The following is a 12,243-nucleotide window of genomic DNA, read 5'->3' on the forward strand; positions in this document are numbered from 1 at the left end:
AAACATTCCCCCGTATCGACGGCATAAAAGAAACGGCAGCCAACCCATTCGGGCTGTTGGCTGCCGTTTTGCCGTTACCTTTTACTCCGTTTCGCCGTCCTGGTTCTCATCATTATTGGTTTTAGGATGAGGCGTACCGTCCAGACCGTATATTTCATCATATGCATCAAATATTTTACGGGCCACCGGCGCCGCACTTTGGGAACCAAAGCCGGCCTCCGGGATTACGACTGCAACGGCCAGTTTAGGGTTCTGCCGCGGTGCAAATGCGATGAATACCCCGTTCTCTACCCTAATCCGGCTTCCGTTTTTATATATATCCTGCTCCGATGTTCCTGTTTTCCGGGCAAAATCATATTTGAAGTCTTCAAAAGCCCGAAGCCCTTGGGTATTCATCCCTGCAATAACTTCATTCCAATACTGCTGCGGAAATTCCACTTTATCCAGTACCTCGCGTTTGAATTCCTTGACCACATTGCCATCTTGATCCTCGATCTTGCTCGCAAGCTGTGGCCGAATGCGCTCGCCCTGATTGGCAAGCGTGCTGGTATATTGCGCCAGTTGAAGGGTCGTATATTTACCCGACTGGCCAAATGAAGCGTAAGCCATGGCAGCCAAATAACTTCCCGCCTGCTCAATATTGGTATACTCGATAATTCCTTTATGCTCCTTCGGCAGACCGGATTCGGTGGATACACCCAGACCGAACTTCTTCATGTATTCATCCCATATTCCAACGGATTCGGAGCCGTATTTGTTATATAGCTTTTCCCCAATCCAATCAACCATAAAGGCGTTGGAGGAATGCTCAATCGCTTTTCTTGCGTTCAGGGACCCGTAGGCCTTACCACCGGAGTTCTGAACTCTTGAGTTATCCTTACCAAAGAATGCAGCACCAGAATCATAGTAGTAGTCGTTCGGCCCGAATAATTTCTCGTTCAAACCAATCAACACACTCAGTGGTTTTATCGTAGAGCCGAGCAGCACAGTCGATTCCAGATTGTTGCCGGAGCGCCCAGAGCTGTACGGAGAGATGGTTCCGTTCCCGTAATACTTCATGACCGTCTCCCAATCTTCGGTCCCGAACTCCCACACATTCGGATCATAATCAGGCATGCTGGCCATGGCCACGATGTTGCCGGTATCCACTTCCATGGCCACTGCATAACCCGTTTGTGCATTCGGGTGCGTTTTGCCAGAAACCGGGTTGGCATGAAGCCATTTCAGCTGATCCATGATCGCCTGCTGGGTAACCTTCTGGATATCCTTATGAATGGTGGTATGAATGTTGTACCCCTTCTCCGGAGCGATCATTGTTGGGACCCCGTCCGCCATGTTCTGCGGATTAATCGGAATGCCGATAAATCCGTTCTTGCCGCGCAGCTCATCCTGGAACATCATTTCCAGGCCATCAACACCAACCTTTTCCTGCTCGGTGTAGATGAGTCCCGGATCTTTTTGCTTCTTGTTCTGCTCATCAATCTCTTTATATTTCTCCAGTGTCTTAATTCCGCGGAACTCTTTCAAATAACCGATGGTCTGAACGGCGATTCTGTCCTGATTGTATTGTCGCTGACTTTCTTCAACGACCTCCAACCCAGGATACTCGTTCTTGTGCTCCATGAAATAAGCCACTTCTTTGGTTGAAAGCTCGGACTTGATGCGTCTCGGCTCATAACCCGGCTGCTTATTGAACTCCAGGTCCATCGCTTTGATCACGTCGTCCACCGTCAGCTTCTCTGCCTTCGGGTCCCCATGCTGATCGAATATCTTAACCATTTCCTCAGCCAACTTCTCAATTTCCGGACGGTTCTTCTTCCCTCTCTCAGAGGAACTGTAATCCTTTAACAGCGTTAAATACAGTGCTTGGGAGGGTGTCGAGTAAGCGAGCGGCGTTCCGGAAGCGTCGATGATGCTCCCCCGGATGGGTTGCAGCGGGAAATTCTTAACCTGCCCGCCGGTTTCGAGCTCTTTCAGCTCAGGCCCTTCGACAAACTGCAGTATCGCAAGACGTATAATAATGACACAGAATATGATAAATGTGCTGAAAAAGAACAGATTGACCCGCAAATTAAACTGACTGCCGGCATCCCCTTCTTCTTGTTTGCGTTTATCCGGCCTAAACCCTTTCACGTATGCTTCTCCCCTTTACCCACAATCACATAAACCCATCTTAACATAAACGCCCCCCCACTTCACGCGGAGGGCCGACCTCAAGAGAAGGGCAGACTTCCCTTGTGAAAGTCCGCCCCTGTCCATCATCAAAACACTTGCTCTTTAATATGAGTCTCATTGAAGCGCGGCGGGTTAAACCAGTTGCCGCTCTGTGCCCAGGTTGGGTCCAGCGGAATCCACCGCTTTTCTTCACTCAAATAAACCTCATTCCAGGCATGGGGGCCATAACCGCCTTGTCCATTGTAGCCCCTGCCGGTCACCACCCTGACTTCGAGGTCCTGTGACCGTGCCATCATGGCATACAGCCGGGCATAGTCGATACATACGCCTAACCTTGTATCATACGTATCCTGGGGCGTCTGCTCTTTCCATATCCGCTGCTCTTCGTACAATGTTACCTTGTCATGATCATACGAGATGCGGCTGCCAACCCAATCATAAAGCTTTCGAGCCTTTTCTTCGTCGGTGGCTGCCCCCTTCACGACATGGGCGGCTGTCTGTTCGATTCCCTCGGGAATCTTATGGTCGATCACCTCATACTTGCGCTGTATGATTCCATTCAGTTCATCCTGAACGGATTGGGTGAATACGGGCAGCTTTTCCTTGACAAGCGAACCGGATAGCGGCTCAATGACAGCTTGTGCACCCTGCTGATATACGGGCGAAGCTTCAACATACCGGCTAAAGCCGTGGTCCGGATTCAGACTGACATAGATGAACAAAATCGCGATCACGATAATGCTCCGCGCAGCCCCCATGATGGCTCCGATACCCGCACCTGCAAGCCGGCTGGGCAGCGATGCCCGGGTTTCTTTTCTCGATCCGAAGACTCCCATCCTGCTTCCCATGATCAGGGAAACAAGCAGCCGAAGTATAAATACAATCAGCGCATAACTGAGCATAAACAGCACGGCGAACCTCAGCAGCGGAAAATCCGCCAGCGATTTTAGAGCCGTATAATAAATCTGCTCCCAGAATTGCAGTTCACGATTCGGCAGCGTTGAGGCGGCACCCAGCCAGTCCCCTGCCTTGGGTGATAACCACAATGTAAACGGAACGGAAATTGCAAGACCAACCAAACGCAGCACCGCATCCCCCAGAAAAAAAACAAGCTTCCCGGCTGAGCGGGAGGCTCCACGATTCCACCCCTGCCATAATGAAAAAGCCACAATCAGCAGCAGCAAGATGGTAATTCCGTTTCCATCGAGCACGCTATCCTTCCATGCCGACATCATACGGTATCCCCTCCTCTCCCTAAGATGTCTTGTCTACCGATGTAAGAGGGCAGGCTTGCTGGCAATAAGATAAACTTGCCCACGCTGCCTTACATCCGCATCCGATTATGGTAGTATTCTTTATTTAGTGGCTGTATTGGACTTGGCATCGTTGATAAAACTCCGGATCGTATCATTGATATCCCACTTTCCTACCGAAACCCCGCGGAAAGTGACCTCAACCTTTTCTGAACCAGCACTGCCCTTTAGCTCCAGGTTGGGAGCTTTAATCGAGTAGGTGCCGTCCCCATTCGATGTATATTTGGCTTCCTTCGCTTCCTTCATCATCATATTCATCGCTTCCGCTTTTATCGTATCCACCGTCTCTTCCTTCACCGTGGACACCACTTCCCCAATCTTATCCAAGGAAATTCCGCTGTACACCAGCAATCCCCCAATGATAAGGACCGCAAGTACCCACTTGATTACGGTTCTTAACACATTCAGTACAATAAACAAGATAATTAAGGCAATCGCAATGACCAGCCAGTTTTGTTTAAGAAATTCAATCCAGACCTGTGTATCCAATTTATTTCACTCCCGTCCATACTTTCAGGCGGCGTATTTTTTGCCGTCTTATTAATTATACATGATACCCCGCAAAGCTGTCAGCCAACCGGGTCTTTTCACAAAAAGGTATAAGCTTGCCCCTTCGAACGTACAAGTAGTAATACCGAACTCTTGCCGGATAGGAGGGTGCCATATTGAAAACCGCTTTATGGCTCTATATGTTTTTGTTTCTGGCGTTTTTTGATTTGCATGCTCAGTACCCCGTGCTGACACCCTTTGCGATTTCCCTTGGTGCAGCTCCCACGTTTATCGGGTGGATGATGGGAATTTATGCTTTGACGCATCTGCCTGGCAATTTGATTGCAGGTAATCTGATCGACCGACACGGCAGCAGACGCTACATTATTTTCAGTTTAACTGCGGCTGGAGTTATCCTGCTACTCCAAGCTCATGTCCAATTGCCTTGGCAGTTGCTCGCGCTTCGCTCGATCAGCGGCTTTGTACTGGCTTTTTTATCACCAGCCTGCCTGGCGCTGTTAGCGTCTCTCTCCCGTGATCCGGTTACGCAAGGCAAATACATGTCCGGTCATGGCGTCGTACACACCCTTGCCTCTGTTTTGTCACCGGCAGCAGGAGCTTTTATTGTCGCTAACGCCGGTTTTTCCGGTACATTTCAGAGTTTGGGCTGGCTCTTGATCTTTACCGGGTTTATGGCATTCTTCAGTCTACCCAAGCGGTTATCAGCCACGGCCGCCAATAAAGAAAATGCTTTGGCTTCCAAGGAAGAGAAGCCGGCACGGCTTCCGTTTAGCTTGCGCCTTTATTTAATTCCGTTTGCTATCGCCTGCTCTCAAGGCATACTGTTCTTCGAAATTCCGCTTCGCGAAAGCGGGAAGGCAAGCATAATGTCTACGGGGATTTTATTCTCCGTCATTAGCCTTGGGGCTCTGGTCACGTTAAGCATGCTGTTCCTGAACCGTTATGCGCCTCATATCAGGGTCGCTTTGGGCGTGCTGGGACTGGCGATCTGCTTTTACGCTCTGGCTGCAGCAGACCATGTGCCGATTATGGTTATCCTGTTTTCCCTGGGTCTTGCCAAGGGCCTGCTGTTCCCGGCGTTATCCTCCCTGTTTATTGAGCTTAGCGGAGGAGGCAGGCTCGGCAAAGTATTCTCTTTGCAATCCATTGCGATGTCGCTGGGGTCCTTTGTCGGACCGATTGCAGCTGGACAGTTCCGGACGATAGTGTCTCCTTATTTTATCGCATTCCTCATGCTGATGACAGTCCTGCTCCTGCTTCCGAAACGCAATCGTGAAGCACCATCAACGGTCATCTCACCGTTATAGTCTGAAATGACTAATGAACCTGTACCCTGTTATGATGAAGCGCCCAAAAAGTGGCGGATAGGCCAACACACAATCCGTATGGGTAAAACCACATAAGATACAGTGTGGCAAATGACCACGGACATCTAACCAAGGGGTGAAGTAACATGAGTCATGTTCATCATCATAAGCACTGTCATGGAGGCCATGGAAATTCTGTAGGCATGGTACTTGTATTGTATATTCTGCTTGTCATCATTTTGAGCTGCTTCTACTAGAATACATGGATTAGCTTAAACGGCCTTCCACTCGGATGGCCGTTTATTTCGTTTGCTTTGCATGATCAACAAAAAACAAGTTACACTATACATACATCATTCGACGTCGAATCAACATTTCCCGGGGAATGCTGCCAAGGATCTCCGTATCATGACAGAGGTGAAAAAAGATGCCGATATTCCTCATTGTAGAGGGCAAGAACGATCGCAGCCGAATCCGCAGATTGCTGACATCAGATATAACCATCCTGTGTACATTCGGAACATTAAACACCGCCAAGCTTGAGAGCCTGCATAAACAGGTGAAAGACCAGGAGGTTTATCTGTTTATGGATAATGACAGCTCCGGCAAGAAAATTCGCGGGGCCCTGCGAGATGTCTTCCCAGATGCCGGGCAAATCTATACACGCCGGGGGTATGCCGGTGTTGAAGGAACCCCGGATGAATACTTGATTGCCCAGTTGGAGAAAGCCGGGCTGGAAGAATTCATTATTTATCCGCCACCTGATGAATTCTGATTTACCCTGGGTAAATAACGCCTGATTTGGTCCAAAGCCTTTTATGAGCCAGTTGAAGAATATAAAAAAGACGCCCTCCATCTTTAACGATGAAGCGCGTCTTTTGGTTTTACCACTATGTTATTCCTTAACTAAGGTCTTAATGTCCTGCACAATATCCTCGGTCTTCACTTGCGCCGGATCCGCTGCGTTATAGGTCTTCCGAATATTGTTATTCCGGTCAACCAGCGCAATGGAGTTGCCATGAGTGAAATTGGTCGAGTTATTGCCAAGCAGCGGAATCTTGAAGGATTCCTGCATCAGCTTCCGCGTTTCCTCCTGATCACCTCGAAGAAAGTACCAGCCGCTATAATCGGCATAGAATCGGTCCCCGAATGCCTTAATCTTCTCTTTTGTATCGGTTTCCGGGTCAAAGGAGATGGACACAAAGTTAACTTCTTTTCCAAACAAACCTTCTTTTTTCAAGTCTTCTTGTATCTGTGAAAGGACCAATGTTGTAATCGGACATACATCCGGACAGCTGGTGAAATAGAAGTACATCAGTTTCACCTTGCCTTTGGTATCTTCTGAAGTGATGGTCTTCCCATCCACATTTTCCATGGAATAGGCGGCAACCTCACGAACAATCGGAAATTTTTCTTTTCCGAAGCCGAGCGAATTGTAAACCAGATAAACAGCTGCAACTACACAGACAGCAAGCAATACCCAAGTCCATTTATACCGTTTGAATGCACTCATGACCTTCCTCGTTCTCCCTTCGTCTCAAACAAACCCAGTTCCTAATCAGGTGATATACTGCCTATAGCAACTCCACCTTATTAAAAAGTGGTGTTAAGTATGAGAACGATCAGGCTCAAGGTCAAATAGTTAATGGAGATAATAAATACTTTTTTGGACCAGGCTTCGTCGTCCTTGGCACGGAAACCCTGCAGTGCGGCGTAAAGCCACCAAATTGCCAGAAAGAGTCCGATAACCAGAAAAAATATACCTGCATACCCATACGCGTACATCAGAATCGGTATCGGAATGAGAAGCACCAAATAAGGAATCATCTGTATCTTCGTGCGCGGGATTCCTTTTACAACTGGCAGTAGAGGGAAGCCCGCTGCCCGATATTCCTCGACCCGACGAATGCCCAGCGCCCAGAAATGGGGCGGTTGCCATAGGAACAACAGCGCGAACAGCAGAACTGCTGCCATATCTACGCTTCCTGTCACTGCCACATAACCGATCACCGGAGGCATTGCTCCAGAAATCGCGCCTACCGAGGTGCTCCATGTCGAAGAGCGCTTTAGCCATAGTGTATAGACAACCACATAAACAAACATGCCGATAGCTCCGAATATACCTGCCAGTACACCGGAGAACGAAAATAGTATAGCTAGTCCGACCACCCCAAGAATGACGGCATACCAAAGAACAACCTTTGGCGTCAGCCGTCCGGTTGGAAGAGAGCGGTTCCGGGTCCGTTCCATCTTCATGTCGAGTTCACGGTCAAAATAGTTATTGAATACACAGGACGAAGCCATGACAAGCACGGTTCCGAGAAGTGTCATAATCATCAATCCAAATTGGATATCCCAACGCGATGCTAGCCAAAATCCGGCAAAAGCCGCTATCAAATTTGACCGGATGATTCCGGGTTTCGTCACCGTGATAAAATCTTTCCAAGTCCCCGCCTTATCGGGAGGTGCAGGCGCTGCCGAGGCCAGTGCCGCGGATTCTGAAGGAGCCTGGTATCTCAAGTGATTATCCACGTGTAAACGTTCCTCCTTGTATCTGTCGTTATGGAGGAAGTACTGCCTCCGCTATAAAGTTTATCATATCATTAGTAAAAAGTGTTTAGCAATCCTTCGGAATTCGTTCCATCTATATGACAATTCAGTGACATTTGGAAGCGATATAATCTTGACGTTATACCGTTGTTTAAGGCACAATTTGTCTATGTATTAGAATGCGTGTCGAGCCTCTGAAATGAATACAAAGCCCGGAGCGCAAATATTGCGCTCCGGGCTTCCCACTCACGTTATGAGAAAGATATTACAGCGTGCGGCCAGATCCAGAAAGAGCCTGTTCAGCTTGCTGTACCAAACGTTTTGTAATGTATCCGCCCAGGGATCCTGTTTCACGGGAAGTATAGTTACCATAGTAACCGTCCTGAGGAATCGTTACGCCTAGTTCTTGAGCAGCCTCGAGTTTCAAACGTTGTAATGCTGCTGTTGCTTGAGGTACCACCAAATTGTTGCTGCTGCGTGCCATATTAAATATCTCCCTTCACTGAATGTCTGTAATTCCAGTGCAAGCTTGCAAACTTATTATGGCTCCTTCTTGAAGCGTTATACGTATTTTTTAAATTTTTTATCTTTGGAGGTTTTTTCATATGAGTAAAGGCTTATCTCTTTGGTTTGCGGTATCTTCCATCGTTCTGCTGGCGGCTGCAGCCATCTCCATCAGCTATAACGGATTTCTTGCTGTCGGTCTAGGGATCCTATCCATTTTCAACATCGGCTGGGGCTTCATTATCAAAGCGAAACGCAGACCTTCTTAAACAGGTTGGACAGCGTTATCTCGGAGCCAGGAAGCCCATTTTGTCTTTCACGCCATCCAGCACCTGAGTCGCAGTTCTTTGTGCCTGCTCCGCTCCCTTGGCTAGAATGTCATGAATTTCACCGGTTTGGCGAATTTCGTAGTATCTGTTTTGTAGTGGCTCCAGAGCAGACACCACCACTTCGCCAAGCTCCTTCTTAAACGCCCCGTACATCTTTCCTTCAAAGCGTGCTTGCACTTCCTGCAAAGACACTCCGGCACATTCGGAGTAAATGCTCATGAGATTGCTGACTTCCGGTTTGGCTGATGGATCATACACCACTTCTGTTCCGGAATCGGTTGTGGCACGGCTTATTTTTTTGCGAATTTGGTCCGGCGTATCCAGCATCGCGATATAACTTCCCTCTACCGGATTGCTCTTGCTCATTTTCTTAGATGCATCATCAAGCGACATGATCCGAGCGCCTACTTCAGGGATGAAAGGCTCCGGTACATTGAAATACTCACCGAACCGGTGATTAAACCGCGCAGCCAAATCACGCGTAATCTCAAGATGCTGTTTCTGGTCATCCCCCACCGGTACCAGATTGGCATTGTAGAGCAAAATATCTGCAGCCATAAGCGCTGGATAGACGAATAGCCCGGCTCCTACGGAATCCTTGCCTTCTGATTTGTCCTTGAACTGCGTCATCCGTTCCAATTCACCCATGTTGACGAGGGTTGTCATGATCCATCCCAGCTCAGCGTGCTGCGGCACATGGGATTGCAAAAAGATATTCGCACGATTTGGATCAATTCCGGCAGCAACGTACAGTGCGGCAACCGATTCGGAGCGGTCTCTAAGCGAGTTCGGCTCCTGAGGAACGGTAATGGCATGCAGATCGACCACCATAAAATAACAATCATGTGCTTCCTGCAGTTTAACAAAATTTTTGATGGCGCCAATATAGTTCCCCAGTGTCAGGTTACCGCTTGGCTGAATGCCCGATAATACAGTTTTCATGATTAGCCCTCCAATTTATCTCGAAAAATTCTTTCAATCCCGAGTCTGCCCCGATATACGAAGCATGCCTACGTGCCTATATGAACGCAAAAAAGGCCACACATCCGCAAGGGACGTGTGACCGTGGTGCCACCCTTATTCGCTGCAACAGCATATCAAAAAATCGATGCAGCCTTAGATTCTTGTAACGGAGAATACCCGGCCGGCATATTAAGGAATAACAGCATTCTCCCGTTCAGCTCGGCACTCGAAGGTCCATTCAGCAAAGCGGATCCACCGGTTCACATCAACCACCGGCTTTCTGAAGGATAGACCGCACTGCTTACTTGTCCTTGTCATCGTGTTTCCATCATTATGGTTCACTATTACATGCAATGATAAAACTCTTGCTCTGCCTTGTCAATTCCAATTTGGAATCAGGTTGTCTTGGGTTTTGAAGCTTTTCTTTTACCCTTTCCACAAAAATCTGTTATGATGTGTTTAATCGTCCAGACCATGATTTCTGTTAGTAAAGGAGCATCGATATGAATCAAGTGACCAAAGGCCAGTGGAATGGTTACGACACCTATATTTTAAACAGCGGCCGTCTTGAAGTGACTCTCCTTCCTCGTCTAGGTAACAACGTCATTGGGATCAAAGACATCGAGAACACACGCGAAATTCTCCGAAGACCAGATGAAAGTGAGCTTGCATTCTATCTGCAGAAGCCTTACCACTTCGGCATCCCGATGCTCATTCCGCCAGGTCGGATTTCCAAGGGCCATTTCGAATATGGCGGAACAACGTATCAATTTGATCAAAATACCGCGAACGACAATCATATCCACGGACTCCACCGTTCACAGGCTTGGTGTGTCAGCGACATTGAGGAAGAAGATGACGGTTGTGCCGTTTCGACAGAGTTCATCTCATCGGATGATCCAAAATGGATGGCTCAATTTCCTGTACCGCTGAAGCTGGAGATGACCTTCCGCCTTCAAGGTACCCGCCTGTCGCAGAGTCTTCGTGTAACCAATCTCGGTTCTAGCCCTGTACCATTCGGCATGGGCTATCATACGTGGTTCCTGTTGGATGGCGAACCGCATCGCTGGACGCTTGATCTGCCTGTAGAAGGTATTTATACCTTGGACAACGAACTGATCCCAACCGGTGATCTCTCGCCGCTTGGCGATCTGGAACTACTGAATACAGGACTCAATATGAAGGATGCCAATCTGGATACGATCCTGAGAATTCCTGAAGGCAAGCCGGCAGAGGCATTGCTTAAACGGGATGACGGCTATCAAATCCATTATTCGGCTGATCGTGATTTTTTCAAGCACTGGGTGCTCTATACCAAGGGCGTCGCAGAGGAATTCCTCTGTATCGAACCCTATACCTGGCTTCCTAACGCTCCCAATCTGAATCTCCCGGACGACGAAACCGGACTGATTCATTTGGAACCGGGACAGACCGTCAATCTGAATACCAAGATCAGCATCCAGAGAACTTCACCGGAAACGCATCAAGATTAGTTCACTCTATCCCTGCTGGATGACCAGCATCTATACTTAACTTATCCAAACCAGAGTCGACCTTTGAAACCAGGGTGCTGCTCTGGTTTGTTCTATATAAACGACGATTTTTATGAATCGGCTAATTTTACCAGTGATCAATCTTCCTCCAGAACGAATGAGACCCCTAGCATTCAGGTCATAATATCCTCATACAACATCAAAGGAGGTGACATGACATGGCTCAAGGTCGTTCTTCTAACAATCTTGTCGTACCTCAAGCAACTGCAGCTCTTCAACAATTGAAGATGGAAGCTGCACAAGAACTGGGTGTAACGATTCCACAAGACGGTTACTATGGAAACTATACTTCCCGTGAAACCGGTTCATTGGGAGGTTACATTACAAAACGTCTGGTTCAATTGGCTGAGCAGCAATTATCGGGTCGTTCGAACCTGTAATTCGCATCTCTTCCCTCCAGCCACAAATAGAAAGAGGCGATCTTCTCCCCAAAGATCGCCTCTTTCGTTATATGTTTTATATGATAAATGATTTCAGGATTCCGAAGCAGCTTCGGCATATGTATTACGAGGGTACCGAATCATTAGATTGGCCATGTTATAGTTCGATTCAAGAATAGCATCTACCACGACAATTCCTTGCCGTACCATAAATTCATAACTAATTTCGCCATGTGTCCAATGGCGTTTATGCTTCAAACTCTCAAGCGCCATCGTACGAAAAGAGAATTGTTGAGCTTCACTAAGCCCCTCTTCACAAGGAGCAATGACCCCGTTTCGCCCAGCCAATGGATTATGCCGTATGCCAAATTTACCAATTACATTGTTTCGTATTTGTACAAATACTGTCCCTGAACTTAGACCTCCCAACTCTTCTTCCAGCTCTTTAAAAACAATGTCCAATTGTCTAGCCAGTGATAATTGATCTAGTTTTACCATCTCTTCTCCCCTCCTTTATTAGTAAATCTTCCCTATTATTAGGGCTTGTGACTCATTATAGGATAAAGAAATCAATGTATCAACAATATTCAACACAATTGGGTATTTATTACTAAAATTGCACAAATATTTTAGATTTCCACTCCTTTTTTGCGTCAACT

General features: G+C 47.6%; 13 protein-coding genes and 1 other annotated feature. Of the genes, 5 read left to right on the forward strand and 8 right to left on the reverse strand.

Annotation, left to right across the window (positions count from 1 at the left end; all coding sequences use genetic code 11):
- Positions 1-81: 81 nt before the first annotated feature.
- The 3 genes from PGL02S_RS11150 to PGL02S_RS11160 form a co-directional block, all read right to left on the reverse strand.
- Positions 82-2,133: a peptidoglycan D,D-transpeptidase FtsI family protein gene (locus PGL02S_RS11150; protein WP_036644733.1), complete on the reverse strand. Its 2,052-nt coding sequence runs from the start codon at positions 2,131-2,133 to the stop codon at positions 82-84.
- 128 nt (positions 2,134-2,261) lie between these two features.
- The gene (locus PGL02S_RS11155) at positions 2,262-3,410 is read right to left on the reverse strand and encodes a transglutaminase domain-containing protein (protein WP_036644735.1); all 1,149 of its coding nucleotides are present in this window, start codon (positions 3,408-3,410) and stop codon (positions 2,262-2,264) included.
- Between the two features lie 120 nt (positions 3,411-3,530).
- Positions 3,531-3,977, reverse strand: coding sequence for a hypothetical protein (locus tag PGL02S_RS11160; protein ID WP_006212624.1), 447 nt, complete (start codon positions 3,975-3,977; stop codon positions 3,531-3,533).
- Positions 3,978-4,153: 176 nt separating this feature from the next.
- Between PGL02S_RS11160 and PGL02S_RS11165 the strand changes: the two genes are divergently transcribed.
- Positions 4,154-5,305 (forward strand): MFS transporter, encoded by a 1,152-nt coding sequence (locus PGL02S_RS11165; protein WP_036644738.1) that lies wholly within the window; start codon positions 4,154-4,156, stop codon positions 5,303-5,305.
- A 427-nt stretch (positions 5,306-5,732) separates the two neighbouring features.
- Positions 5,733-6,080 (forward strand): toprim domain-containing protein, encoded by a 348-nt coding sequence (locus PGL02S_RS11170; RefSeq protein ID WP_036644739.1) that lies wholly within the window; start codon positions 5,733-5,735, stop codon positions 6,078-6,080.
- A 120-nt stretch (positions 6,081-6,200) separates the two neighbouring features.
- Here the strand turns inward: PGL02S_RS11170 and PGL02S_RS11175 are convergent, their stop codons facing one another.
- The 3 genes from PGL02S_RS11175 to PGL02S_RS11185 all read right to left on the reverse strand — a co-directional run bounded on the left by PGL02S_RS11175 (position 6,201) and on the right by PGL02S_RS11185 (position 8,339).
- Positions 6,201-6,818 carry an SCO family protein gene (locus tag PGL02S_RS11175; RefSeq protein ID WP_036644742.1) on the reverse strand — a complete coding sequence of 206 codons (618 nt, stop codon included), beginning with the start codon at positions 6,816-6,818 and terminating at the stop codon, positions 6,201-6,203.
- A gap of 80 nt (positions 6,819-6,898) precedes the next feature.
- On the reverse strand, positions 6,899-7,837 hold the full coding sequence (gene cyoE / locus PGL02S_RS11180) for a heme o synthase (protein WP_006212628.1): 939 nt from the start codon (positions 7,835-7,837) through the stop codon (positions 6,899-6,901).
- Between the two features lie 283 nt (positions 7,838-8,120).
- A complete protein-coding gene (locus PGL02S_RS11185; protein WP_006212629.1) occupies positions 8,121-8,339 on the reverse strand; it encodes an alpha/beta-type small acid-soluble spore protein in 219 nt (72 codons plus the stop codon).
- A 121-nt stretch (positions 8,340-8,460) separates the two neighbouring features.
- On the opposite strand from PGL02S_RS11185, the gene PGL02S_RS28150 reads away from it, so the two are divergent.
- On the forward strand, positions 8,461-8,628 hold the full coding sequence (locus PGL02S_RS28150) for a hypothetical protein (protein ID WP_006212630.1): 168 nt from the start codon (positions 8,461-8,463) through the stop codon (positions 8,626-8,628).
- Between the two features lie 15 nt (positions 8,629-8,643).
- Here the strand turns inward: PGL02S_RS28150 and trpS are convergent, their stop codons facing one another.
- Positions 8,644-9,630 carry a tryptophan--tRNA ligase gene (gene trpS, locus PGL02S_RS11190; RefSeq protein WP_036644745.1) on the reverse strand — a complete coding sequence of 329 codons (987 nt, stop codon included), beginning with the start codon at positions 9,628-9,630 and terminating at the stop codon, positions 8,644-8,646.
- A gap of 106 nt (positions 9,631-9,736) precedes the next feature.
- Positions 9,737-9,978: a binding site (T-box leader), on the reverse strand.
- Between the two features lie 176 nt (positions 9,979-10,154).
- On the opposite strand from trpS, the gene PGL02S_RS11195 reads away from it, so the two are divergent.
- Both PGL02S_RS11195 and PGL02S_RS11200 read left to right on the forward strand, forming a co-directional pair.
- Positions 10,155-11,144, forward strand: coding sequence for an aldose 1-epimerase (locus PGL02S_RS11195; RefSeq protein WP_036644747.1), 990 nt, complete (start codon positions 10,155-10,157; stop codon positions 11,142-11,144).
- A 218-nt stretch (positions 11,145-11,362) separates the two neighbouring features.
- Positions 11,363-11,584, forward strand: coding sequence for an alpha/beta-type small acid-soluble spore protein (locus PGL02S_RS11200; protein WP_006212633.1), 222 nt, complete (start codon positions 11,363-11,365; stop codon positions 11,582-11,584).
- A gap of 93 nt (positions 11,585-11,677) precedes the next feature.
- Here PGL02S_RS11200 and PGL02S_RS11205 read toward each other — a convergent pair whose 3' ends face one another.
- Positions 11,678-12,082 (reverse strand): hypothetical protein, encoded by a 405-nt coding sequence (locus PGL02S_RS11205; protein WP_006212634.1) that lies wholly within the window; start codon positions 12,080-12,082, stop codon positions 11,678-11,680.
- Between the last annotated feature and the right edge of the window lie 161 nt (positions 12,083-12,243).

The sequence above is a fragment of the Paenibacillus glucanolyticus NBRC 15330 genome (genome assembly GCF_004000885.1).
GTDB lineage: Bacteria > Bacillota > Bacilli > Paenibacillales > Paenibacillaceae > Paenibacillus_AQ > Paenibacillus_AQ glucanolyticus.

What these genes read in the sequence shown, in the direction of transcription:
- PGL02S_RS11155 (WP_036644735.1), bottom strand. Translation starts at nt 3,410, where the DNA reads ATGATGTCGGCATGGAAGGATAGCGTGCTCGATGGAAACGGAATTACC.
- PGL02S_RS11170 (WP_036644739.1), top strand. Translation starts at nt 5,733, where the DNA reads ATGCCGATATTCCTCATTGTAGAGGGCAAGAACGATCGCAGCCGAATC.
- PGL02S_RS11175 (WP_036644742.1), bottom strand. Translation starts at nt 6,818, where the DNA reads ATGAGTGCATTCAAACGGTATAAATGGACTTGGGTATTGCTTGCTGTC.
- PGL02S_RS11185 (WP_006212629.1), bottom strand. Translation starts at nt 8,339, where the DNA reads ATGGCACGCAGCAGCAACAATTTGGTGGTACCTCAAGCAACAGCAGCA.
- PGL02S_RS28150 (WP_006212630.1), top strand. Translation starts at nt 8,461, where the DNA reads ATGAGTAAAGGCTTATCTCTTTGGTTTGCGGTATCTTCCATCGTTCTG.
- trpS (WP_036644745.1), bottom strand. Translation starts at nt 9,630, where the DNA reads ATGAAAACTGTATTATCGGGCATTCAGCCAAGCGGTAACCTGACACTG.
- PGL02S_RS11195 (WP_036644747.1), top strand. Translation starts at nt 10,155, where the DNA reads ATGAATCAAGTGACCAAAGGCCAGTGGAATGGTTACGACACCTATATT.
- PGL02S_RS11200 (WP_006212633.1), top strand. Translation starts at nt 11,363, where the DNA reads ATGGCTCAAGGTCGTTCTTCTAACAATCTTGTCGTACCTCAAGCAACT.
- PGL02S_RS11205 (WP_006212634.1), bottom strand. Translation starts at nt 12,082, where the DNA reads ATGGTAAAACTAGATCAATTATCACTGGCTAGACAATTGGACATTGTT.